At 64.7% G+C, this 23,741-nt stretch carries 21 protein-coding genes and 2 pseudogenes; 10 read left to right on the top strand and 13 right to left on the bottom strand.

Annotated features, from left to right (window positions below):
• Nucleotides 1-33 precede the first annotated feature (33 nt).
• The 8 genes from ACZ5PP_RS16925 to ACZ5PP_RS16890 all read right to left on the bottom strand — a co-directional run bounded on the left by ACZ5PP_RS16925 (nucleotide 34) and on the right by ACZ5PP_RS16890 (nucleotide 10,948).
• Nucleotides 34-3,258, bottom strand: a complete 3,225-nt coding sequence (locus ACZ5PP_RS16925; protein ID WP_464826347.1) for an efflux RND transporter permease subunit — start codon at nucleotides 3,256-3,258, stop codon at nucleotides 34-36.
• Nucleotides 3,259-3,274: 16 nt separating this feature from the next.
• Nucleotides 3,275-4,813: an efflux RND transporter periplasmic adaptor subunit gene (locus ACZ5PP_RS16920; protein WP_464826346.1), complete on the bottom strand. Its 1,539-nt coding sequence runs from the start codon at nucleotides 4,811-4,813 to the stop codon at nucleotides 3,275-3,277.
• Between the two features lie 14 nt (nucleotides 4,814-4,827).
• The gene (locus ACZ5PP_RS16915) at nucleotides 4,828-6,075 is read right to left on the bottom strand and encodes a TolC family protein (protein WP_464827065.1); all 1,248 of its coding nucleotides are present in this window, start codon (nucleotides 6,073-6,075) and stop codon (nucleotides 4,828-4,830) included.
• A 194-nt stretch (nucleotides 6,076-6,269) separates the two neighbouring features.
• Entirely contained in the window at nucleotides 6,270-6,617 is a 348-nt protein-coding gene (locus tag ACZ5PP_RS16910) for a copper-binding protein (RefSeq protein WP_464826345.1), read from the bottom strand.
• Between the two features lie 102 nt (nucleotides 6,618-6,719).
• Nucleotides 6,720-7,220: a cupredoxin domain-containing protein gene (locus ACZ5PP_RS16905; RefSeq protein ID WP_464827064.1), complete on the bottom strand. Its 501-nt coding sequence runs from the start codon at nucleotides 7,218-7,220 to the stop codon at nucleotides 6,720-6,722.
• 73 nt (nucleotides 7,221-7,293) lie between these two features.
• Nucleotides 7,294-8,697: a multicopper oxidase family protein gene (locus ACZ5PP_RS16900; RefSeq protein ID WP_464826344.1), complete on the bottom strand. Its 1,404-nt coding sequence runs from the start codon at nucleotides 8,695-8,697 to the stop codon at nucleotides 7,294-7,296.
• 17 nt (nucleotides 8,698-8,714) lie between these two features.
• Nucleotides 8,715-10,127 carry a TolC family protein gene (locus ACZ5PP_RS16895; RefSeq protein ID WP_075146731.1) on the bottom strand — a complete coding sequence of 471 codons (1,413 nt, stop codon included), beginning with the start codon at nucleotides 10,125-10,127 and terminating at the stop codon, nucleotides 8,715-8,717.
• 371 nt (nucleotides 10,128-10,498) lie between these two features.
• Nucleotides 10,499-10,948, bottom strand: a complete 450-nt coding sequence (locus ACZ5PP_RS16890; RefSeq protein ID WP_012586273.1) for a hypothetical protein — start codon at nucleotides 10,946-10,948, stop codon at nucleotides 10,499-10,501.
• Nucleotides 10,949-11,134: 186 nt separating this feature from the next.
• On the opposite strand from ACZ5PP_RS16890, the gene ACZ5PP_RS16885 reads away from it, so the two are divergent.
• From ACZ5PP_RS16885 to ACZ5PP_RS16875, 3 genes are all read left to right on the top strand, one after another.
• Nucleotides 11,135-11,815 carry a heavy metal response regulator transcription factor gene (locus ACZ5PP_RS16885; RefSeq protein ID WP_320368373.1) on the top strand — a complete coding sequence of 227 codons (681 nt, stop codon included), beginning with the start codon at nucleotides 11,135-11,137 and terminating at the stop codon, nucleotides 11,813-11,815.
• A gap of 2 nt (nucleotides 11,816-11,817) precedes the next feature.
• Complete coding sequence (locus tag ACZ5PP_RS16880; protein WP_454454867.1) at nucleotides 11,818-13,221, top strand: heavy metal sensor histidine kinase; 1,404 nt, start codon at nucleotides 11,818-11,820, stop codon at nucleotides 13,219-13,221.
• 116 nt (nucleotides 13,222-13,337) lie between these two features.
• Complete coding sequence (locus ACZ5PP_RS16875; protein WP_320368375.1) at nucleotides 13,338-13,781, top strand: DUF411 domain-containing protein; 444 nt, start codon at nucleotides 13,338-13,340, stop codon at nucleotides 13,779-13,781.
• Between the two features lie 328 nt (nucleotides 13,782-14,109).
• On the opposite strand, the gene ACZ5PP_RS16870 is transcribed toward ACZ5PP_RS16875, so the two are convergent.
• Nucleotides 14,110-14,631: a hypothetical protein gene (locus ACZ5PP_RS16870; RefSeq protein WP_464826343.1), complete on the bottom strand. Its 522-nt coding sequence runs from the start codon at nucleotides 14,629-14,631 to the stop codon at nucleotides 14,110-14,112.
• Between the two features lie 398 nt (nucleotides 14,632-15,029).
• On the opposite strand from ACZ5PP_RS16870, the gene ACZ5PP_RS16865 reads away from it, so the two are divergent.
• The 6 genes from ACZ5PP_RS16865 to ACZ5PP_RS16840 all read left to right on the top strand — a co-directional run bounded on the left by ACZ5PP_RS16865 (nucleotide 15,030) and on the right by ACZ5PP_RS16840 (nucleotide 19,363).
• Nucleotides 15,030-15,266 (top strand): hypothetical protein, encoded by a 237-nt coding sequence (locus tag ACZ5PP_RS16865; protein ID WP_464826342.1) that lies wholly within the window; start codon nucleotides 15,030-15,032, stop codon nucleotides 15,264-15,266.
• Nucleotides 15,267-15,282: 16 nt separating this feature from the next.
• Nucleotides 15,283-15,684 (top strand): Y-family DNA polymerase, encoded by a 402-nt coding sequence (locus ACZ5PP_RS16860; protein WP_464826341.1) that lies wholly within the window; start codon nucleotides 15,283-15,285, stop codon nucleotides 15,682-15,684.
• A 42-nt stretch (nucleotides 15,685-15,726) separates the two neighbouring features.
• Entirely contained in the window at nucleotides 15,727-16,572 is an 846-nt protein-coding gene (locus ACZ5PP_RS16855; protein ID WP_464826340.1) for a DinB/UmuC family translesion DNA polymerase, read from the top strand.
• Between the two features lie 116 nt (nucleotides 16,573-16,688).
• Nucleotides 16,689-17,078 carry a LexA family protein gene (locus ACZ5PP_RS16850; protein ID WP_464826339.1) on the top strand — a complete coding sequence of 130 codons (390 nt, stop codon included), beginning with the start codon at nucleotides 16,689-16,691 and terminating at the stop codon, nucleotides 17,076-17,078.
• Nucleotides 17,079-17,151: 73 nt separating this feature from the next.
• Nucleotides 17,152-17,427 carry an H-NS histone family protein gene (locus ACZ5PP_RS16845; RefSeq protein WP_464826338.1) on the top strand — a complete coding sequence of 92 codons (276 nt, stop codon included), beginning with the start codon at nucleotides 17,152-17,154 and terminating at the stop codon, nucleotides 17,425-17,427.
• 574 nt (nucleotides 17,428-18,001) lie between these two features.
• Complete coding sequence (locus ACZ5PP_RS16840; RefSeq protein ID WP_004300513.1) at nucleotides 18,002-19,363, top strand: IS1380 family transposase; 1,362 nt, start codon at nucleotides 18,002-18,004, stop codon at nucleotides 19,361-19,363.
• A gap of 266 nt (nucleotides 19,364-19,629) precedes the next feature.
• Here the strand turns inward: ACZ5PP_RS16840 and ACZ5PP_RS16835 are convergent, their stop codons facing one another.
• Nucleotides 19,630-20,256, bottom strand: coding sequence for an SIR2 family NAD-dependent protein deacylase (locus ACZ5PP_RS16835; RefSeq protein ID WP_464827063.1), 627 nt, complete (start codon nucleotides 20,254-20,256; stop codon nucleotides 19,630-19,632).
• Nucleotides 20,257-20,381: 125 nt separating this feature from the next.
• Between ACZ5PP_RS16835 and ACZ5PP_RS16830 the strand changes: the two genes are divergently transcribed.
• Nucleotides 20,382-21,704, top strand: coding sequence for an IS1182 family transposase (locus tag ACZ5PP_RS16830; protein WP_004301215.1), 1,323 nt, complete (start codon nucleotides 20,382-20,384; stop codon nucleotides 21,702-21,704).
• Nucleotides 21,705-21,860: 156 nt separating this feature from the next.
• Here ACZ5PP_RS16830 and ACZ5PP_RS16825 read toward each other — a convergent pair.
• The 3 genes and pseudogenes from ACZ5PP_RS16825 to ACZ5PP_RS16815 all read right to left on the bottom strand — a co-directional run.
• A pseudogene (locus tag ACZ5PP_RS16825) lies at nucleotides 21,861-22,028 on the bottom strand (NAD-dependent deacetylase); the annotation flags it as partial.
• A gap of 11 nt (nucleotides 22,029-22,039) precedes the next feature.
• Nucleotides 22,040-23,236 (bottom strand): RtcB family protein, encoded by a 1,197-nt coding sequence (locus ACZ5PP_RS16820; protein WP_464826337.1) that lies wholly within the window; start codon nucleotides 23,234-23,236, stop codon nucleotides 22,040-22,042.
• Between the two features lie 86 nt (nucleotides 23,237-23,322).
• Nucleotides 23,323-23,463, bottom strand: a pseudogene (locus ACZ5PP_RS16815) (transposase family protein); the annotation flags it as partial.
• Nucleotides 23,464-23,741 lie beyond the last annotated feature (278 nt).

Genomic DNA, 23,741 nt, shown 5'->3' with positions numbered 1-23,741 from the left:
GCCCCCGATGCTGTCGCGCCGCTGACCGGTGCATTACAAATTCGACACCGTGACCAGCGCCTGCGCGGGTGCTGTCTTGGCGCTGCGGCGCAACTCCCACTGCTTGACCAGCGCATACAGCGCCGGAATCACCGCCAGCGTTAGTACCGTCGAGGACACCATGCCGCCCACCATCGGCGCGGCAATGCGGCTCATGACCTCGGCGCCGGTACCGGTGCTCCACATGATCGGCAACAGGCCGGCCATGATCGCGACCACGGTCATCATCTTCGGCCGCACGCGCTCCACCGCGCCTTCCATGATCGCCTCGTAGAGATCGGCGACACCCGCCTCGCGGCCTTCGGCCTGCCTGCGCTCGCAAACGGCCTTCCACGCATGGTCGAGGTAGATCAGCATGATCACGCCCGTCTCCGCCGCCACCCCGGCGAGGGCGATGAAGCCCACCGCCACCGCCACGCTCATCTGGTAGCCCAGCCACCACATCAGCCACACCCCGCCCACCAGCGCGAAAGGCACCGACAGCATCACGATCAGCGTCTCGGTGAGCCGCCGGAAGTTGAGGTACAGCAGTACGAAAATGAGTGCCAGCGTCACCGGCACCACGATCTTCATCTTCTCCTTGGCGCGCTCCATGTTCTCGAACTGGCCGCTCCAGGTGGCGTAGTAGCCCTGCGGGAATGCGACTTCCTCGGCCACCGCCTGCTGCGCGCGCTTGACGAAGGCGCCGAGGTCGGCCTCGCGGGTGTCGACATACACGTAGGCCGCCAGCAGCGCGTTCTCGGTGCGGATGCCCGGGGCGCCACGCGTCAGCTTGACCTCGGCCACCTGGCCGAGCGGGATCGGGCCGTTCATCGTCGGCACGAAGACGTCGGACGCGAGCCGCGCCGGGTCGTCGCGCAAGCCGCGCGCATAGCGTACCGACACGCCGTAGCGCTCGAGGCCCTCGACCGTGGTCGTCACCATCTCGCCGCCGAGCGCGGTGGCGATCACGTCCTGCACCATGTCGATGGTGAGCCCGTAACGCGCGAGCTGGTCGCGGCGTGGCACGATGTCCACGTAGTAGCCACCGGCCACGCGCTCGGCGTAGGCGCTGCTCGCGCCCGGCACCTTGCGCACCGCCGCTTCCACCGCCTGTGCGACCTTCTCCAGTGTCTCCAGGTCCTTGCCGAACACCTTCACCCCCACCGGGGTGCGGATGCCGGTGCTCAACATGTCGATGCGGGCCTTGATCGGCATGGTCCACGAGTTGGCGAGACCGGGGAACTTGAGCGCGGCGTCCATTTCCGCAATCAGCGTGTCGGTGGTTACCCCGGGCCGCCACTGGTCCTGCGGCTTCAGGTTGATCACCGTCTCGAACATCTCGAGCGGTGCCGGGTCGGTCGCGGTGTTGGCGCGGCCGGCCTTGCCATAGACCGACTCCACCTCGGGGAAGGTCTTGATGATGCGGTTGGTGGTGGCGAGCAAGTGGCCCGCTTCGGTGACCGACATGCCCGGCAGCGCCGCCGGCATGTAGAACAGCGTGCCTTCGTTGAGCGTCGGCATGAACTCCGAGCCGATCTGGCGCGCGGGCACGATCGTGGCGGCCATCGCCAGCACCGCCAGCAGCAGCGTCACCAGCTTGAAGCGCAGCACGCCCTGGATGATCGGCCGGTACAGCCAGATCAGCAGCCGGTTCACCGGGTTCTTCGCCTCGGGCAGGATGCGCCCGCGCACGAAGAACAGCATCAGCACCGGCACCAGGGTCACCGACAGCAGCGCGGCGCCGGCCATGGCGAAGGTCTTGGTGAAGGCGAGCGGCGAGAACAGCCGGCCCTCCTGGCCTTCGAGCGCGAACACCGGCAGGAAGGACACGGTGATGATCAGCAGCGAGAAGAACAGCGCCGGCCCGACCTCCTTGCAGGCGAGCACGATCGCCGCTGCGCGCTGCGGCTGGGTGGCGCCCTCGGGCAGGCGCTCGATGTGCTTGTGCGCGTTCTCGATCATCACGATCGCCGCATCCACCATCGCTCCGATCGCGATCGCGATCCCGCCTAGGCTCATGATGTTCGAGCCCAGGCCGAGCGAACGCATGGCGATGAAGGCGAACAGGATGCCGAGCGGCAGCGTGATGATGGCCACCAGCGCGCTGCGCACATGCAGCAGGAAGATCACGCACACGGCGGCGACGATCAGGCTCTCCTCGAGCAGCGTCCACTTGAGGTTGCCGATCGCGCGCTCGATGAGCTCGGAGCGGTCATAGACCGGCACGATCTCGGCGCCCGCCGGCAGCCCGGGCGTGATCTCGGCGATCTTGGCCTTGACGTTGGCGATCACGTCGAGCGCGTTCTGGCCGAAGCGTGCCATGACGATGCCGGACGCCACCTCGCCCTCGCCGTCGAGCTCGGCGATACCGCGCCGCTCGGCCGGCACCAGCTCGACGCGGGCGACGTCGCCCACGCGCACCGGGGTGCCGCGCTCGGCCTTCAGCACGATGTCGGCGATGTCCTGCACGCTTTGCAGGTAACCCCTGCCGCGCACCATGTATTCCTTCTCGGCGAGCTCCACCACCCGCCCGCCGACGTCGCGGTTGGAGGCGCGGATCGCCTGCGTGACCTGGTCGAGCGTGATGCCGTAGCCCGCGAGGCGCAGCGGATCGACGGTGACCTGGTACTCGCGCACGAAGCCGCCGATGCTGGCGACCTCGGACACGCCCTGCGCCTTGGTGAGCTGGTAGCGCACGTACCAGTCCTGCAGGCTGCGCGTGTCGGCCAGGCTCATGTCCTTGCCGAGCACGGCATATTGGTAGACCCAGCCCACGCCGGTCGCGTCCGGCCCGATCTGCGGCGCCACGCCCTGCGGCAGGCGGCCGGCGGCCGAACTCAGGTACTCGAGCACGCGCGAGCGCGCCCAGTAGATGTCGGTGCCGTCCTCGAAGATCACATACACGTAGGACGCACCGAACATCGAGAAGCCGCGCACCACCTTCGCGCGCGGCACCGCCAGCATCGAGGTGGTGAGCGGATAGGTGACCTGGTCCTCGACCACCTGCGGCGCCTGGCCGGGGTAATCGGTGTAGACGATCACCTGCACGTCGGACAGGTCGGGCAGCGCGTCGAGCGGGGTGTGCTTGACCGCATACACGCCGCCGCCGATCAGGAACAGCGTGGCGAGCAGCACCAGGAAGACGTTGTGCGCCGACCAGTCGATGACGCGATCGAGCAGGCCGGGCGCAGCCGGCCTCGCTGCCGTGTCGGTGGGCACAGCGTTTGAAGGTTCCATCACAGGGGCGTCCATCTCAGTGCCCCGCATGGCCGGCGGCGGCTGGAGCCGCCGCGCTACTCGCAGCCGGCTCGATGCCCGTGATGATGTACTCCCCGGGCTCACCCGCCTCGAAGACGAAACGCACCGCCGAGCCTGGGGCGATGTCCTTCACCAACGCCGGATCGGCAAGCTTGAAGTCCATGGTCATCGCCGGCCACTGGAGGGCCGGGATCTCGCCATGAGTCATCGTCACGCTGCCGCCTTCGGCGTCGAGCGCATCGAACGTCCCTTGCGCTTCGTAACGGGTCGGGCTCGCTTGAGCCTGATCGCGGGCATCGGGCTCAACCAGGTTGGAGAGTGCCGCCTTGAGCTGGCTCTCCGAGTCGATCAGGAAGTTGGCCGAAACCACCACGCGATCACCCGCAGTCACGCCGTCGAGCACCTCGACCACATCCCGGCCGCGCTGGCCGAGCTTCACTGGCTGCGGCTTGAAGCGGCCTTCGCCGAGCGCAATCAGCACGACCCGCCGTTCGCCATCGTCGATGATCGCCGAGGTCGGCACGGCGACCCTCGGGGTGGCATCACCTGCCGCCAGCGCGATCTGGGCGAACATGCCTGGGCGCAACAGGCCCTCCGGATTGTCCAGTTCCAGACGCACGCGGGTGCTGCGCGTGGCGGCGTCGAGGGTTGGATAGAGGTAATCGACCCGCGCCGCGAAGCCGCGACCGGGATAGGCCTCGAGCGTCACCTGCGCGCTCTGGCCGACCTGCACGCGGGCGAGATCCTGCTCGAAGACGTCGGCGATGATCCACACCTTCGACAGGTCTGCGATGCGGAACAGTGCCTCGCCCGGCATGAAGCGTCCGCCTTCGATGGCCTCCTTCTCCAGCACCACGCCGCTCGCCGGGGCGTGGAACACCTGGCGCGCGCCGGCCTGGCCGGCCACCTGCAGGTTGCGCAGGCGCGCACGGGTCGCCTCGGCCAGCCGACGGGCGGATTCGCTCGCCAGCGGATCATGGGCCGCGTTCTGGCTGGCCAGGCGCTCGGCAATGCGCAGTTCCTCGCCGGTGGATTGCAGTTCCGGGCTGTAGGCGGTGAACAGTGGCTGGCCCTTCTTCACCGGGTCGCCGACCGCATTCACATGCAGGCGCTCGATCCAGCCCTCGAAGCGCGGTGCCACCACCACCTGCCTGCGCTCGTCGAGCTCAATCCGGCCGCTCGCGCGCACCGCCGAATCCACGGCGCGCAGTTCAACCTCGGCAGTCTTCACCCCCAGGGTCTGGATGCGCGCGGGGCTGACCACCACTGCGCCACTGTCGTCCGGCTGGTCGTCGGCATAGACGGGGATGTAGTCCATGCCCATCGAATCCTTCTTCGGCACGGGCGAGGTGTCGGGCAGGCCCATCGGGTTGCGGTAGTAGAGGATCTTGCGTTCGCCGTCGGCCGGGGCTGCGCTATCGCTTTGCGCCTGGCTTTCGCTGATCAGCGGAACTGGATTTCCAGCATTTTGCAGGTGCGCAATCCAGTACCCCGCACCTATGGCAATCGCCACGCCCGCAGCGATCGCCGTCATTCGAACGGCTGAGCTCACTTCAGATCCCCTGTCAGTTTCTTGATTTCTGTCAGCGCCAGGCGCGTGTCGAGCTCGGTCTTCAAGCGTTGAGTCCGGATGTCGATGAGCTGGCGCTCGGCTTCGATCACGCTGTCGAAGTCGACCTTGCCGCTGCTGAGCGCGGCCTGACTTGCATCCCGGGTGGCCTGGGCCTGCGGCAGCAGCGTATGTTCGAGCAGGCGCAAGGTCTCGCGGCCCTGCGCGTACATCGACCAGGCGATACCCAGTTCGCCGGATGCGCGCGCCTTGGCATCCTCCCGCCGCGCCTCGGCCGCCATCAGCATGTATTCGGCTTCGCGCTCCTTGGCGCGACGGCTGGACTGTTGCAGCGGGATCATCACCTCGAACATCACGTCCCAGGACGACTTACCTTCATCAGGACGGTTGTTGCGCACGCCAACAGCGAAGTCCGGCAAGCGTTCCTGATACGTTCGTTCGCGCTCGGCACGCGCCACATCGATGCCGTAGGTCGCGGCATTCACTTCCGGATTAGCGCTCGCCGCCGCCTCAAAAAGGGCGCCAGCCTCCAGCTGCTCGGGCAAGGGGACTGGATCTGCGGGTGCGGCGAGTGGCGCATCATGCGCCCGGCCGAGCAGGCCGTTGAGCCCCGCTGCCAGGCCCTTGCGCCGCTGTTCGACCTCCACGAGCGCGAGGCGCTGGGCAGTGATCTCACGCTGCATGCGCAAAACCGCCTGCTGCGGCAGCAGACCCAACTCGTAACGCGTGAGGCTGAGCTCCTCCAGGCTTTTCAGCAAGGTCAAGCCCTCGCGGTTGAGGACGAGTTCGCGGTCGGCGGCGTAGTAGCGCAACCACAGCGTCTCGATCTTTGCCGCGAGCTCAGCCCAGGAGGTATCGCGCATCGCATCAGCCTGGGTCGCCTGGGCTTCGGCGGCCTTCACCGCCAGCTCGCGCTTGCCCCACCCGGGTAGCGGCTGGGTGATGCGGTAGCGGGTCTCGCCCACCTGGCCGGGCAGCAACGACGCCGAGCGCCCGCTCATGGTGTTGGTGGCGTCCATCAGCTCGACCTCGAACGTCGGGTCGGGCAGCGCACCGGCGGGCGTCACGCGCTCCTGCGCTGCGGACGCTTCCGCGCGGGCAGCGGCAAAGCCGGGGTTGCTGTGGCGCGCATATTCAATCAGCGCCTGGGGGCTCGAGCCGAGCGTTGGAGTGTCGGGCGAACCCTGTGTCCAGGCACTGCCACTTCCCAGCGTGAGCGCGACCACCAGTGCAAGCGCTGCAGGACGTAGCAGGTGAGATGAGGGTACTGCGAACGGGGATTTCATCGAGAAACGATTCCGGCAGGCGGTGAAGTGCATGCGCAGGCCCTTCGCCACCCGCCTCGTCGTTCAGCCACTCAGTGGAGCATCCCCACGGCGGGCTGGTCAGAGTGGAACGCGACGCACCTGCGAGGTGAGCGTCACTGAACAGCTTCGAGAGACGTCACGGTCAGCGCACCGCCGACTTTCTCGACCGCGAAGCGGATCTTGTCGCCCACCTTGACCTGATCGAGCAGGCCCGGCTCGGCCGCGCGGAACACCATGGTCATCGCCGGCATGCCGAGCGACTCGAGCGGGCCGTGCGCGATGGTGAGCTTGCCGGCGGATTTGTCGATCTTCTTGACCGTGCCCTCGGCCAACTTGGCATCGGTCTCGGCCGGGGCGCTGGCACCATCGTGATGGGCAGCGTGATCGGCCTGCGCGAACGCCACCGGGGCCGTACCACCCAGCAGGGCCAGGAGCGCAGTGGTGATGAGGGTCTTCTTCATGATGGGCTTCTCCAAGGGTTGAAATTCTGTGTGAATTCGAAAGTCAGCACGATTATGCGAAGCCATCACCGACAGGACGCTGACGCACGGATTACATTTCTGTCAGCCAACCTTGATCGTGCCGATCATGCCGGCCTGGAAGTGGCCCGGAATCAGGCAGGCGAACTGGAAGTCCCCGGCGCGGTTGAAGTGCCAGACCATCTCGCCGCGCCCACCCGGCGCGACGTGGGCCATCCAGGGCTCGTCATGTTCCATCCCGGGGAAGCGCTGCATCAGCTCGGCATGTTCGGCCAGCGTCGCCGGCGTGCCGACCACCATCTCGTGCATCACCGCGCCGCGATTCTCGTGGGTGAAGCGGATCGTCTCGCCCAGGCGCACCTCGATGCGGTCAGGCACGAAGCGCATTGCGTCGGTCATCACGATGGCGATCGTTCTCGACACGGCTTTCTTATCGCCAGCAATTCCCCATTGCTGCTGCTCCTTGGGGGTGTCGGACGCGGCCTTGTCGGCATGCTCGGCCTTGCCATGGGCAAACGCGTTGCGGTGAACGGCCAGCACACCGGCGGCGAGGCTGGTAGCCAGAAATCGACGACGACTTTTCATGGGGATCTCCATCTCTCTGTTGGGTGAGACTTCATTTGTGCTGGGGTTTGCGCCGATTGCACGGCGTTCGGTTTCAATGACCTTGATGGCCGTTGGGTTTGCGTACGGTCATCTCGACAGACTGTCCGCCCCCTGTACGCGGCATGCTCGAGGAGCCCGCTACATCGTTGCGAGCGGGTTCAGGCAACGCTGCGCCCGCCCACTCGTAGGCCACCGTCCCCTTGGGATGCCGGAACCAGCCCGGGTCGCGGTAGTCGCCCCGCTGCTGCTCGCGGCGCACCTTGAGCACGGTGAACATGCCGCCCATCTCGACGGCGCCGAACGGCCCCTGCCCGGTCATCATCGGCAGGGTGTTGTCGGGCAGGGGCATCTCCATCTCGCCCATGTCGGCCATGCCGCGCTCGCCCATCAGCATGTAATCGGGCACCAGCTTCTGGATGCCCTCGACCAGGCCGCGATGGTCGACGCCGATCATGGTCGGCACGTCGTGCCCCATCGCGTTCATGGTGTGGTGCGACTTGTGGCAGTGCATCGCCCAATCGCCCTCCTCGTCGGCGATGAACTCGATCTGGCGCATCTGGCCGACGGCGACGTCGGTGGTGACCTCGGGCCAGCGCGACTCCGGCCGCGTCGGCCCGCCGTCGGTGCCGGTAACCTCGAACTCGTGGCCGTGAATGTGGATCGGGTGGTTGGTCATGGTCAGGTTGCCGATGCGCACCCGCACGCGGTCGCCCTTCCTGACGTTGAGCGAGTCGATGCCGGGGAAGGCGCGGCTGTTCCAGGTCCACAGGTTGAACTCGAGCATGGTGTTGATCTTGGGCACATAGCTGCCCGGCTCGATGTCGTAGGCGTTGAGCAAGAAGCAGAAGTCGCGGTCGACGCGTGCGATGTTCGGGTGCGGCTCGCGCGGATGCGTGACCCAGAAGCCCATCATGCCCATTGCCATCTGCACCATCTCGTCGGCGTGCGGGTGGTACATGAAGGTGCCAGGGCGGCGGGCGACGAACTCGTACACGAAGGTCTTGCCCGGCGGGATCTGCGGCTGGTTGAGGCCGCCGACGCCGTCCATTCCATTGGGCAGGCGCTGGCCGTGCCAGTGGATGGTGGTGTGCTCGGGCAGGCGGTTGGTGACGAAGATGCGCACGCGGTCGCCCTCGACGACCTCGATCGTCGGCCCGGGCGACTGGCCGTTGTAGCCCCACAGCCGCGCCACCATGCCGGGGGCGATCTCGCGCTCGACCGGCTCGGCGACGAGGTGGAACTCCTTCACGCCGTTGCGCATGCGCCAGGGGGCGGTCCAGCCGTTCAAGGTGACGACCGGGTCGTAGGGGCGTCCGTCTGGTGGCGACAGTGGGGCCGCCGTTACGGCGCTGGTCTGGATCACGGGCTCGGGCAGCGCCGCGAGCGCGGCGCGGTTGACGGTTCCGGCAGCGGCCAGCAGGCCTGCCCCGGCGAGAAAGCTGCGTCGGGTGGTCATGATCGTCTCCGGATAGGTCAGTGGCCACCACCGGCTTGCGCCGGTGATGCGCTTGATTGAAGGCTGAGCGGCGCGATCGGCTGGCCGAGCAGGCTGGCCTTGAGCCCAGCCTCGGCGCGCCAGAAGTCGCGTTCGGCCTCGATCGCCTGCACCACGCTCGCCGACTGCGCGCGCGCGGCGGCAAGCAGCTCGAACACGCCGATCAGCATCCCGTTGTACTGGAGCACCGACTCTTCGGTGATGTTCTGACGCAGCGGGACCACCTCGTTGCGGTAGTGGCGCGCGAGATCGTATGCACTGCGATAGCCCTCGTAGGCTACCCGGACCTGGGAGCTGGCGTTACTGGCAAGCTCGAGCGTGCGATTGAAGGCCGCGAGATAGCGGGCCTCGCCGCCGGCGCGCGCCGCGTCGCCGAGGTCGAACAGCGGCAAGGGCAGCTCGAGCTCGAAGCCGCGCTGGGTCGATTCGCCGGTCTCGCTGTTGCGCACGCCGGCCACATGCAGGCCATTGACGACGCTGGTGACCCGCGTGAGGCCCAGGCTCTTCGCCGTCCGGTCGAGATCGGTGCGGGCGATGCGCACGTCGAGCCGGTTCTCCAGCAACGCCGCACCGGCGGTGGCTTCGTCCATCGGCGCCTCGGGCAAGGCCGGCAACTGATCGGGCAGACGCAGCGCCTGCGCCTGGCTCGGAGTGAGGCCCAGACGCTGGATCAGGGTTTCGCGTGCGGCGGTGGCGTTCTGGCGGGCGCGGATCAGGTTGGCCGTTTCCTCGGCGGCGAGCGCCTGTTCGCGCGCGCGCTGCAGGCGGCTGAAGTTGCCGGTGGCCTGCATCCGACGGGCGAGCTCGGCAGCGGTCCCGGCGGCCGTGGCCACCTCCTCGCGGTAGCGCGCGACCTGTCGCGCCGCGACCGCATCGACCCAGGCCTGGCGCACTTCAGTGACGGTGCTCAACAGCGCAATCGAGGACTGCAGCCGGGTCTGCTGCTGGCGGAACTCGGCCTGCTCCAGCCGCGCGGGCAGAAACAGCAGGTCGAACAGCGAGATGCCGAGCGAACGGCCGATGTCGAGTTCGCGCCCCTCGGCGCCCGAGCGAAACAACCGCTCGAAGGTGAACACCGGATTGCCGATGCGGGCCGAACCGGTCGCATCCGCCGAGGCCACGGCGGCTTCCGCCAGCAGGGACTGGAACGCCGGGCTGTAGCCCAGCGCGATGCGCACCGCGTCGTCGATCGCCAGCGGCTGTGCGAGCAGGCGATCGACCTCGGCGCGCATCGCCTCGCGCTCAGGGTCCGAGCGCAGCCAGCGCACCTCGCTACCCGTCTGCTCGCGCGCAAAGCGCTCGACCTCAGCGAAGTTCTCATCGATCGCAACGCTGGCGCACCCGGTCAGCACGGTGGCGGCCAGCAAGGATATGGGGAGACTGGCTCTCATCGCTCGCCCCCTTTCGAAGTCGGCGTGAGGTGGCCCATGTGCCCGCCGAGACGTCCAGCCTCGTCGTTGGCATCCTTCCACGACCGCAAGGGCTCATCGACACGGTAGGGCCGATATTCGTTCAGGGGCGAGCGATACGCCGGCACGCGCTGTGGCTTGGGTGACCCAGACTGGGTCGCGGCAGGCGCGTGGTCAGCGGGATTAGACGGAGAGGAGGGCTCGGCCTGCGCGCCCGACACGAGCGCCACGGCGACGGCCAATCCTCCACCGAGGTGGATGATTCGTCTCTGCATGGGGAATGTCTCTTTGTTGGTCTTGTGATGAATCGGACGCGGGGCGATCGACGAGGTCGCCGCTCCGCGTCCCGATGCTCAGTTGGGCATCGCCGGCTTGGCGGCCGGATGCATCTTCATCATGTTCTGCATCATGCCCATGTGCTCTTGCATCATCTTCATGTGCTCCTGCATGAGCTTGGGATCCATCATCATGCCGCCCATGGGTCCAGCCCCGGGTCCAGGACCACCACCCTTCATCATCGGACCAGCCCCCATCTGCCCCCCCATCATCGGGCAACCAGTGGGCGTGCCCTGCGATGCAGCCTCCAGGGCCTTGACCTGCTCTTCCATCAGGGCCATGCGACGTTCCGGGTTGGTCTCGGCACGGATCGACTTCATACGTTCCTGAAGCGCGGGGACACTCGCTGCGGGCGGCCAGGCCTGCACCGGATCGGTCGTCTGCGCGACGACCGGACTGCCATGCAAGGCTGCAGCCAGAGCGACGACGGGCATGAGCCCGGCGAGACGGTACAAACGCAGTTTCATGATCGATCTCCCATTGGTCGCGGGGTTCCGTCGCGGTACGGAACGCTGTGCCACGCAGAGCATCTTGCGCCCGCCTGCCTGTCGTTGGCCTGACCTGGAAATTACATTTCTGTAAGCCCGGGGGTTATCCAGCACCCCGGGCGCAAAATCGGGCACAGGCAGCACGAAGCGCGTAGGAGCGAAACAATGAAAATTCTGATCGTCGAAGACGAAGTGAAGACCGGCGACTACCTCCGCCAGGGGCTCACCGAAGCCGGGTTCGTCGTCGACCTTGCAAGAGATGGCCTCGATGGGCTCCACCTCGCACTCAATGGCGATTACGACCTCATCGTGCTGGATGTGATGCTTCCGTCGCTGGACGGCTGGGGCATCCTGCAAACACTGCGTCGCAGCAGTCGTGAGACCCCCGTGTTGTTCCTGACTGCCCGTGACCAAGTTGAGGATCGGGTCCGTGGTCTTGAGCTCGGCGCCGACGATTACCTGGTCAAGCCCTTCGCGTTTTCCGAGTTTCTCGCGCGCGTTCGCACGCTGCTGCGCAGGGGAAGAAACCACGAACCGGAGACCCTGCGCTCAGCGAACCTGGAGCTCGATTTGCTTCGCCGCCGGGTGAACCGATGCGGGCAGCGCATCGATCTGACCGCCAAGGAGTTTGCCTTGCTTGAACTGCTCCTGCGACGCAAGGGTGAAGTATTGCCCCGCTCACTCATCGCTTCGCAGGTGTGGGATATGAACTTCGACAGCGACACGAACGTGATCGAAGTTGCCGTGCGCAGGTTGCGCGTAAAGGTCGACGACCCCTTTGAGCCGAAGCTGATCCACACCGTGCGGGGTATGGGCTACGTGCTCGAGGCGATGGAGCCGATCTGACGATGATCCGCATTCACTCGCTCACGGCGCGACTGGCAACACTATTTGCCGTCCTCGCTGCGAGCCTGCTTGTGCTGGCAGCGATGCTCTTTGGGCGCATGTTGGACATGCATTTCCAGGAGCTGGACATGCACGAGTTGCAGGGCAAAGTCACGCTCATCCGCAACGCCCTGCAGAGTGCTGGCGTGACAGGGAGGCGACCGGAACGCATTGAGGCGCTCGAACGCTCCTTCGTTGGCCATGAAAGTGTCGGTGTCCTGTTTCGCGACGGCGAGGGACGCGTCCTGTACATCATCCATCCCGAGCATTTCACCGCTGCTCAGCGGGCAGGCGAGCGCATTTCGGGTGGGCTGACTGACTGGACGGTCGACGAGCGCCCACATCGAGGGCTTGAGGCCAGCATCACGCTACCGAGCCTTGGGTCAAAGGAGCAAACGATCGAGGCGCTGGTCGCACTCGATCTGTCGCATCACGTCCATTTCCTCGCATCGGTACGAAATGCGACGTGGGCGGGCGTCGTCGTGGCGGCATTGGCGGCGGCGCTATTCGGCTGGTTTGCGGCGCACCGGGGCCTCGCCCCTCTGCGCCGGGTCACCGAAACCGCCCGTAGGCTGTCGGCACGGCAACTCGGCGAGCGACTCGCCATCGATGATGCGCCGCTGGAAGTGCGCGACCACGTCGAAGCCTTCAATGGCATGCTCGCTCGGCTCGAAGCCGCTTTCCAGCGCCTCGGTGACTATTCGGCGGACATTGCCCACGAACTGCGTACGCCGATCTCGAACCTGATGACCCAGACCCAGGTCGCGCTGTCGCGGCCACGCACCATCGACGAATATCAGGACATCCTGGCGTCGAACCTCGAGGAATACGAGCGCATCGCACGCATGGTCAGCGACATGCTGTTTCTCGCCAAGGCCGAGGAGAACACCCTCGCGCACGCGGGCGAGGCGATCGACCTGGCCCGCGAGGCGGATGCGCTGATCGATTTCTACGAAGCCTTGGCCGAAGAGGGCCAAGTCCGCATCGTGCGCCAAGGCCAAGCGAGCGTTCAGGGTGATCGCCTGATGCTGCGGCGCGCCTTGTCGAACCTGATTTCGAATGCGCTTCGTCACACACCGAAAAATGGACAGATCACGATCAGGGTCGACGCGGACGCAGCCGGCGTCCGTCTCGCCGTTTGCAATGTCGGCGACCCGATACCCGCCGATCAGATCGAACGGATTTTCGAACGCTTCCATCGCGGTAGCGCCCAGCGCGAGTCTCGCGGTGAAGGCGCAGGGCTCGGACTTGCGATCACGCGTTCCATCGTCCAGGCCCACGGTGGGCAAATCACTGCGCACTCCGCTGAAGGTGTCACCTGCTTCACGATCACCTTGCCTCGCCACGAAGCCTCATCGCCTTCCTGATTCGGCGAAGTCGACCGGGGCCCAGACTGTCTGACGGAAATGTAATTTTGAGGTCAGCTTCCCGTTGGGCTCGAAGTGCCAAACTGTGCCTCGACGCCATCAACCGGAAGACGAACATGAAGACGAAGACTTTGCTCGGCGGGCTCTTGGCAAGCCTGATGATCATGAGCGGCGCAGCGTTTGCGCAGGGGCCCGTACGTGTGGAGGTCTACAAGAGCGCTTACTGCGGGTGCTGCGGGAAATGGGCCGAGCACCTGAGAAAGAACGGCTTCGATGTCGTGACGAAAGACGTCGACAATGTCCCCGCAGCCCGCAAGGCACTGGGCATGCCGGACCAATACGGCTCGTGTCACACGGCCAAGGTCGGCTCCTACTCCGTCGAGGGGCACGTCCCTGCGGACGACATCCGACGACTCCTCTCCGAGTCCCCAAAGGCCATCGGACTGGCTACGCCGGGCATGCCGCAGGGGTCGCCGGGAATGGAGACCTCGACCCCGCAACCCTATGAGACGCTTCTGGTCGGGCTTGACGGAAGCGCGACGGTTTTTGCCCGACACTGACGGCAAAGCTGGTGAGTATCGGCTTTAAGAGCGCAGTGCCGGCAATCCTACGAATCACGCTGGCCTCAGCTCGCTCTAGGGCTAGTTCCGGAGCTCACCGGTCGCTCGAATGACGACTCGGCTACTACCATGTGTGGCAGCAAGTGGCCGAATGTGTGAGTTCGAAAGGAACTCCCCTTACCCGCCATTGGCGATCAGGCGGAGGTCGCTCTGAGTGCCTGCGGCTGCCTACCAGCCGCCCGCTCCCACCCCCAAGGACACGGCATGGTGCAACAACGTCACGCACATGAGAATCGCAGCACCAAGGCATTGCCTCTGTCGTTCCGAATCATCCTTGCCCTCGCTCGTGGCCCTCGGGCGTCACGGATGCGCCTTCGTCACCGTTGCCGGGGCTGCGGTATCCGTAAGTGCGACCGCCGTCAGCATTACCGCGAGCGCGGTAGATACCACTGTCGACGTCGCTGCCGCTGGCGTGGACGCAGTCGTCGGCGAAAGTGATAAAGAAGACACGGACCACGAAGACTGAGTCTCCGACGAACTCACAAGTCTCGGCTGGGGGCACACGCTCCAGTACCGCAGCCAAATCTCGCTTCAATGCCTCATCGAGTGGCTCAGGCACCTTCGCGGAAAACAGCGACACAAGCTCGCTGTCGTACCCGAGCGAACCAACCTTCCCTCCTGTACGCGCCCACGCAGCTTCTTCGATTTCCGTGAGATCGAACAGGATCGCCAGCAGGTTGGCGAGCTTATCGCAGGTGGAAACGAGGATCCCGCCTCCCCCTCTGCCTTCCTCGGATACTAAAGATAGCGCTCCTTGCGCCCACGCCAGGCTGGGCGTCCGGGAGGTCATCGGTTGAAACCTGAACCATCGCGGACACCTTGTCGCCGAACGCTGCGCGGATCGGCTCAGACCACTCCTGCACCACCCTCCTCCTCGGGCACATCGTGCAGCAAAGCCTCGACCACCTGATCCTCGGTGCAACCAAACCGCTGCACCAGCGTGGCCACAGCCACTGGATGGGTGATGTAAGGCGAGCACCACCCGGACCAAATTCTCGGCGCCCTTGTGGATCTGGCAAGCGTGGGCCTGGCTGGTCATCGCCAGCGCCACATCGAATCTCGTCGCCATGTCATGGTTTCTCGTACCCCAAAAGGTGCGCGGTAGCCCCTACCCTTGGCTCTCGAACCGCTGGCTCCTTGCTGCTCTCCAAAAACTGTATAAAAACACACTTTCAAGTGGAGAACATCATGAAACTCGCCCCTCACTCCCACCAGATCTGCCCGTTCTGCCACACCCCTGTCGCCCAGGCACGCTATGAGTTCGCCTCTGACGGCCAACACACCTGGCGCATCTGCCCGGAGTGCGATCACACTTTGCTGATGACAGATGAGGCGGCAGAAACCCTCGTACTGGGTGTCCGACCGACCGCCGCCACCTCCAAGGGTGTCGACGTAGCCCCTGCAGTCGAACCCCTGCACGCCTGATCGCCCGGGAAATGCGATGGCCGAAGAGCACCGCTTTGCCCTCGTGGACTGCAACAACTTCTACGCCTCATGCGAAAAGCTGTTCGCACCGAAGCTGGCCGGAAGGCCATTAGTGGTGCTCTCTAACAACGACGGCTGCGTGGTTGCCAGGTCGGCCGAGGCGAAGGCGCTCGGGGTCGGGATGGGCGTGCCCTGGTTCAAGATCGCGGCGACCGCCGAATCGCTGGGGGTGGTTGCGTTGTCCTCGAACTACGCGCTGTATGCGGACATGAGCAACCGGGTCGTGGAGGTTTTGAGTGCCTTCACGCCGGACCTCGAGGTCTACAGCATCGACGAGTCCTTCCTCGATCTGAGCGGATTCCGGCATCTTGATCTCGTGACCTACGCGCAGGAGATCCGACAACGTATCGCGCGCTGAGTCGGGTTGCCCGTGTGCGTCGGGATCGGGCCCACCAAGACCTTGGCCAAGCTCGCAAATCATTTCGCGAAGAAGCAGCCAGCCTTTAAGGGCGTGTGTGATCTGGAGTCGCTCGACGACTCCACACGAGCACGCCTTTTCTCGGAAACCCCGGTCGACGAGGTCTGGGGTGTGGGCCGCCGGATCGCAACTCGGTTGTCCGAGATGGGAATCGAAACAGTGGAAGCGTTGCGCCGGTCCGATCCGGACTGGATCCGTGAGCAGTTCTCCGTAGTCTTGTCCCGTACCGTGCGAGAACTGAACGGCGCCTCTTGTCTGTCGCTCGAGGCGGTCACGCCACCGAAGCAGCAGATTATGGCCAGCCGATCGTTCGGCAGCCTCGTTGTCGATATTGAAGACCTTCGCGAAGCTCTCGCTCACCACGTGAGCCGTGCCGCCGAAAAGCTCCGCTCTCAGGGCGACGAAGCGGGCGCCCTCACAGTGATGATCCGTACCAACCCTTTCAAGCCCGCCGAACCTCAATACCAACGCACGGTCACCCTGCCCCTTGGCACGCCGACGAGCGACACCCTGCACCTGATCGCAATGGCTCACCGGATTCTGGACGACATATTCCGACCTGGGTTCGCTTACCACAAAACCGGGATCATGCTGTTCGAACTTCGATCCACAACGGCGCGGCAGGCCGACCTGTTCGGTCTCCCGGCCCAGGATGCACGCCGACAGGCCGCCATGCAGGTGATGGATGAGATCAACCGGAAATGGGGACGCGGGATGGTAAGAGCATCTGCCGCCGGCCACCGGGCCGGATGGCAAATGCGGCGCGAGCGACTTTCTCCCGCCTACACGACATCCTGGAGCGACCTGCCCACCGCTTTCGCCGTCTGAGGTACAGCCTGCACAAGGCGTCTCCATAATCAACCCAGAGGACAAGAAAAACAGTGCCTGGTAGCCCTCGCTGTATCAACGAAGACCTCTCCTGGGCGGTGCTCGGCGCCCCAAGCATGTTTATCACGATCGGGGCGACGCCTGTTTCCGCAGGTTTTCCATCACCGGCAGAGGACTATGCGCAGAAGCGCCTGGACATCAATGAGTACCTCGTCCGCAACCCTGTTTCGACCTTCTTCTTCACCGTCAAAGGCGATTCGATGGAAGAAGCAGACATTTTCGAGGGCGATATTCTCGTTGTCGACCGGAGCGTTGAACCCGCAAACGGTCACATCGTGGTGGCCTTTGTGAACGGAGAGAGACTCGTAAAGAGGCTCTCTATAAGGGATGGCCGTGTGATGCTTCTGGCGGGAAATCCGAAATACCCGCCATTAGCGTTGAAGACTGAAAGCGAGCTGGAAGTCTGGGGGATCGTCATCGGAAAGTTCAAACGCATTCCAGCTTAAAGAAAGGCGTGTTATTCTCTCGCTCGACTCCAGAAATGGAGCTACCCCTTTCCAGAATTACCACGAGAGAATAATGACTTCGCTTCAAGAACTCCTGGCTCAAAAAGAAGCTCTCGAACAGCAGATCGCTCAACTCAAGAAGGCGGAGCGTGCGGATGCCCTGCAGAATGCGCGCAGCTTGGTCGAAACGTTTGACCTGACCGTTGACGAGCTCTTCGGCAAGCAGAAATCCAGTGGAAAAGCAGTGGCGATCAAGTACCGCAACGCGGAAACGGGCGAAACTTGGACCGGCCGTGGTCGCGCTCCGCGCTGGCTCGAAGGCAAGAACCGCGAGGATTTTGCGGTTTGAAGAAGCGCATGAAGCACTCAGGCTGAGGCGTTAGCCCGACAGAAGGCCGGTCACTCATGATTGAGTGCGCCGGCCTTTTTTCTATTTGCGTGCCGTTTGATTCAGAACCTATACCAACCGCGCGATACTGCTCTTTCAACATGGCACGCCATATGGGACGAGTTCATCGGAGACCAGCCACATCGCAAAGCGCTAGCCCCGACCGCCGTTGTCCAAGTTGCGCCGATCCCAGTCTTTCAGGGCCAGCGCTGGATGGCGATCATTCACCAGCGCGTCGGCTACCGCGACCGTGCGATGGCGTCATCCGTATAAAACGCGTTCGGGTGAAAGAAGGTTTCGAAGACCTTCGAGGGCGTTTGCGGAACTCGTACACCGAGCCGACGATGCCCCCGATGATGGCAACGAGCATAAGTTTTCCTTTTTTAGGTCTCCTTTGGCGACGGTGCAACGCACGAGGCAGGTGGCTAGTTCGCAGAATGTCTACCCTGAATCCGTGTTCGTTTAGCCGGAAATCCAGCCTAACGCATTGATGTAATTGTACAATTACGCATCCGACTCATTCACCCAACCGACCATGCCGCGCTTCGAAGTCAAGCAATCCGCCAAGCTCAACCTGACCTCGTACTCGGGCCTGGCGCTGATCGGGCAGTGCTGCCAGGCGGCACAGGTTCAGGCGGTGATCGACCCGAGGCTGCCAGTGTCGCAGGGCATGCTGAGCTCGGATCTGGTCAAGTCGGTGGTCGGGCTGCTGAGCCTGGGCAAGAGCGACTTCGAGGCGATCGAGCCGTTTCGCGGCGACCGCTTCTTCAAGGAAGCGCTCGGGCTCGCCAAGGTGCCCGGCAGCGTGTGGATGCGCCAACGGCTCGATGCCCGCGCGGCCGAGCTGCGCGAGCTGACCGACGAGCTGAGCCTGCGCCTGCTCGAGCGCACCGAGGCGCCGATCACGGCGCACAAGGGCTACGTCTGCGCCGACCTGGACACCTTCGTGATGGACAACTCCGACACCAAGAAGGAAGCGGTCAGCCGCACCTACCAGGGTGTCGACGGCTACACGCCGATCGCGCTGTACCTGGGCAACGAGGGCTGGAACCTCGGCCTGGAACTGCGCGCGGGTTCGCACCACTCGGCGCTGGAGACGGAGTATTTCTTCGAGCGCGCGCTCCCGCGCCTGCGCCGGGTGTGCGCCGCCGATGCGAAGCTGCTGTGGCGCGCCGATAGCGGCTTCGATAGCGCGCGGCTGCTGTTCGCGCTGGCCGACGAGCGCGATCGCTGGGCCGAACTCGGGCGTTCGTTCGATTACCTCACCAAGTGGAACCCGCGCCGCCAGGACAAGACCGCCTGGGTGGATCGGGCCGAGGCCGCCGGTGCGTTCGAAGAAGCGCGCGTGGGCAAGCGGGTGGGGCTGCTGGACCTGAAGATCGATCGTGCCTGGAAGAAGGCCAAGCGCACGCTGCGCCTGGTGGTGCGGGTGACCGAGCGCACCATCGACAAGAAGGGCCAGCACCTGCTGGCGCCCGAGATCGAGATCGAAGGCTGGTGGACCAGCCTCGATGGGGCGATGGCCGAGGTGATCGAGCTCTACAAGCACCACGGCACGCACGAGCAGTTCCACTCCGAGATCAAGACCGACCTGGACCTCGAGCGCCTGCCCTCGGGTAAGTTCGACACCAACGACGCGGTCGTGCATCTGGCCGCATTCGCCTACAACTGCCTGCGCCTGATCGGCCAGCTCGGGCTGGCCGGCGAGCTCTCGCCGATCCGCCACCCGGCCAAGCGCCGGCGCATCAAGACGGTGCTGCAGGAGGTGATGTACCGCGCGGCGAAGTTCGTCGAACACGCCCGGCGCCTGGTGCTGGACTTCGGGCGCGGCGTGGCCGCGCATGTGAAGGTGTTCACCACGGTGCAGGCGCGACTGTGCGCGGTGGCTTCGCCGTGATGCAAATCCGGCGGCCGAATTCTCCGAATCGAGGCCATTTCGCTGCGGCGGAAGGGCGACGGCCGCGCGGGAGAAGGGAAATGACATAGCGCACCCGCCGGAAGCCCGGCTCGCCGGCGCTCCGGGCCATGAAAGGACGGCGCTCGGGGCTGCGGTGAGCTGAGATTGGGAGTCAGGCAGCAGAAGAATCATGCGCTGGGGCTCGCGGAGCGGGTATGCGCTGTAGAGAACACGGATTCAGGTCTACTTCTCTCTAGGCAAGGTGCTCATCGATCGAAAAAACCCCTCTCGATGAGCGCCGACGCGATTCCCTGCATCGCCTGAACGCCTCTCATGGCCAGCGAAACGCCCCGGTCGGCAGCAGTCTTGGCCTCGTCTGGGTTAATCCGGATGATCGGCGCATCCTGCCCCTCGCTAAAAAGACGCACGGACGGAATGGTCGTACCAGCACCAATCTCGATAACCAGCAGCAGCTCAACTTTGCGACGCCACCCCTGCAGCCGAGCAAGCTGCAAGCTCCGACCGTGATCGATCCACTCACTATCGCCGAACATCAGGACCGCAGGACGAGCAACGCCACCACAATGTGGGCACAGCGGCGGGTCATTCAACAGCATGCAGGCACGCTCATCGACCTCTGGCTCCCACGAATCTGCAGGCCACACGTCGCCCATGCAGCCCTCCAGGCACTGCATCCTATGGATTGATCCATGACATTCGACAAGTTGTCCCGGAGTGAATCCGGCCTTCTGAAACTGCCCGTCAACGTTGCTGGTGAAAACGAAAGCGCCATCCGGAACGCGATTTGCGATCGCCCTGAGGATTTGAATCGCTGGCCCGGGAACCGTCTGCCGATAGAGATTCAGCCGATGCCCATAAAAGCCCCAGGCCAGTCGTGGGCGCGTTCGAAAAGCGTCAGGGCAAGCGATGTCCTGAAAGCCTAGGAGTCTGCGCGGCAGAAGCCAAGCGTCGGTGAGTTAAGTCCTCGCGGGCGTTTCGGGGCCGGTAGACTGTCGAGATGACGAGCTATCTGCCCTATTGCCCGCAGCAGCAGATGCTGCTGCCCCAGGCGCTGCAGGAGTGGCTACCCGAAGGCCACTTGGCGTACTTCATCAGCGACGCGGTCGACGGGTTGGATCTGAGCGCGTTCCACGCCCGGTATGCCGGTGGCGGACCGCGCAACCAGCCGTTTCATCCGGCCATGATGGTCAAGGTGCTGCTGTATGCGTACGCCACGGGCGTGTTCAGTTCGCGCAAGATCGCGCGCAAGCTGCACGAGGATGTGGCGTTCCGGGTCCTGGCGGCAGACAACTTCCCGGCCCACCGCACGCTGAGCGACTTTCGCGCGGTCCATTTGAAGGAGCTGAGCGAGTTGTTCGTGCAGGTGGTGCGACTGGCCCGCGAGATGGGGCTGGTCAAGCTCGGGACGGTGGCCATCGACGGCACCAAGGTCAAGGCAAACGCCAGCCGCCACAAGGCGATGAGTTACGGCCATATGGTGAAGGCGGAGGCCGAGTTGAAACGGCAGATCGAGGCGCTGCTCAATCGGGCCAAGGCCGCCGACGACGCCGAGCGGAACGAGCCCGAGTGGGATGTGCCGGCCGAGATCGCGCGGCGCGAGGCGCGGCTGACGGCGATTGCTGAAGCCCGGGCGCGGCTCGAGCAGCGCCAGCGCGAGGCCGATCAGGCGCGCGGGCGCAGCGACGATGACGAGCGTCGCCCGCGCGGCGGTGACGGCAAACCGAAGGGCGGGCGCTACAAGCGCGACTTTGGAGTGCCCGAGGACAAGGCGCAGGAGAACTTCACCGATCCGGACAGCCGCATCATGAAGCGCGCCGGCGGCGGTTTCGATCCGAGCTACAACGCCCAGACGGCGGTCGACGAGACCGCCCACATCATCGTGGCGGCCGAGCTGACCAACAACGCCAGCGACGCCGGGCAACTGGCGGGGGTACTGCAGGCCGTGCGCGACAACGTCGAACACCGACCGCGCCAGGCGCTGGCCGACACCGGCTACCGCTCGGAGCAAACGTTCCGGGAACTCGACGGGTGCGGGACCGAACTGGTGGTGGCGCTGGGCCGGGAAGGTAAGCGCCGACTCGGCTTCGATCGCGAACGCAATCCGCACACCGCGCAGATGGCCGACAAGCTCGAGAGCGAGGCGGGCAAGAGCGCCTACCGAAAACGGAAATGGATCGCCGAACCGCCCAACGGCTGGATCAAGAACGTGTTGGGATTCCGGCAGTTCAGCCTGCGGGGCCTGGAGCGCGTCAAAGCGGAGTGGAAGCTCGTCTGTATGGCGCTGAACCTGCGCAGGATGAGCACATTGAGGACGGCATGACGGGAAAAGGGGGCAAACCTGTCCCCGTTGCCGTCCGGCATGCGCGCCGCGCCGTCGCAAAGCAACTTGACCACGGCCTCAGTCTCGTGCAGCACCTCGCGGTTCGCCAATCATTCTGCTAGAAAACACGCTCTGGAGTTCTGCCGCGCAGACTCCTAGCTGTGCGTGCCTCAAGGCTGGATAGGCGCGCCAGAAGCCCTCATTACCACGAAAATCTGGTAAGCCCGAATCAACGCCTAGACCGGCACCGGCAGTAATCAGAAGGCCCTCTGCCTGCTCAATCAGGGTTGCGCACCTCATGAAGCGCTGAGCCGACCCGTCCATGTTCACCCCGTCTACCCCTTCACGCACACCACCTGCTTCAGGGAATGCAGGATCTCGGTCAGATCGCGCTGGTTGGCCATCACTTCATCGATGTCCTTGTACGCCCCGGGGATCTCGTCGACCACACCCTTGTCCTTGCGGCAGATCACCCCTTCGGTCTGGCGTGCGAGGTCGGCGTCCGTGAAGCGCTTGGTCGCCGCCGTGCGGCTCATGCGCCGGCCAGCGCCGTGGGCGCTGGAGCAGAAACTCTCCGGGTTGCCCTTGCCGCGCACGATATAGCTGCGCGCGCCCATGCTGCCGGGGACGACGCCGAGTTCGCCCTTCCCCGCACGGATCGCGCCCTTGCGCGTCACCCACACGTCGGCGCCGAAGTGGTGCTCGCGGGCGACGTAGTTGTGGTGGCAGTTCACCGCCTCGGTGGTGACCGTAAATGGCGGCAAGTGGCGCGCCAGCCCCGCGAGCACGAGATCGAGCATCGCCTGGCGGTTGGCCATCGCGTACTCCTGCGCCCAGTGCACCGCCTCGACGTAATCGGCGAAGTGCTCGCTGCCTTCGGCAAAGTAGGCCAGGTCGCGATCGGGCAGGTGGATCATGTGGCGCGCCATGTCCTTTCTCGCCAGCTCGATGAAGTACGTCGCGATGGCGTTACCGATGCCCCGGCTGCCCGAGTGCAGCATCACCCAGACTTGCTCGTGCTCGTCCAGGCAGACCTCGATGAAGTGGTTGCCGCCCCCTAGCGTGCCCATCTGGTTCGCCCACTTCGAGAACTTGCCGAAGGCCTTGAGCAACTGCGGATGGCGCTCGGTCAGGGCCTTGAGGCCGGGCTCGAAGGGGCGCACTGCATCGACCAGCACCCGGCCGTCCGCGTGCTGGTCGCGGCCGACCGGCACGTCGCGGCTGATCTGATCGAACACCTTCTTCAGCCGCTTCTCGTCGATGTCGTTGGCGGTGAGCGACAGCCGCGCGGCGACCATGCCGCAGCCGATGTCGACACCCACCGCCGCCGGGATGATCGCCTGATGGGTGGCGATGACCGAGCCGATGGTCGCGCCGATGCCCAGATGCACGTCGGGCATCGCGGCCACGTGGTGGTGGATGAAGGGCAGGCTCGCGATGTTGGCGAGCTGCGCCTTCGAGCCTTCATCGATGTCGTCGGTCCAGATCCTGACCGGTACGGCGCTGCCGTCGAGGACGGTCTTCACGGGCATGGCTGCTCCCTTACGTTTCCCTGCCTCTATCCAACGCCGACACCCGACTGTTCGAGCGCCGACGCCCCGTCCTGGAGCGCAAAGAGCCGACCCCACAGCGCGATGTCCTCGAAGCTGTCGGCGTCCGAGAGCATGGCGCACACCGCGATCACCAGGATCTCCCGGAAGTCGTGGCGGGTGCCGTTACTCGGCTGGCGAGGATCTTCAAGCTCACTGAGCTTCTCCATCAGACTGACTCCCGCTCCGCGCATTTCCATCGCCCAAAAGACGAGAGTAGACGCGTTTTCGAGAGGGTTCACAAGATGGCTGCATAACCTATTGAACGTGAACGACTTTTTTGGAAAAACTCAAAAAGGCCATGTCATTCGAGTGCGATGGCCCTGGCCTCGTAGAGCATTTCACCCGATAACCAGCAATGCTGAAGACTCGGGCATAGCTGATGAAACAACTCACCAGGGCAACGAAATCGCATCATGCTGCGAAATGATGTCGCCATACGGTGCTT

Source organism: Thauera sp. DNT-1, assembly GCF_055393985.1.
This window is presented reverse-complemented; position numbering and strand designations above follow the sequence as displayed.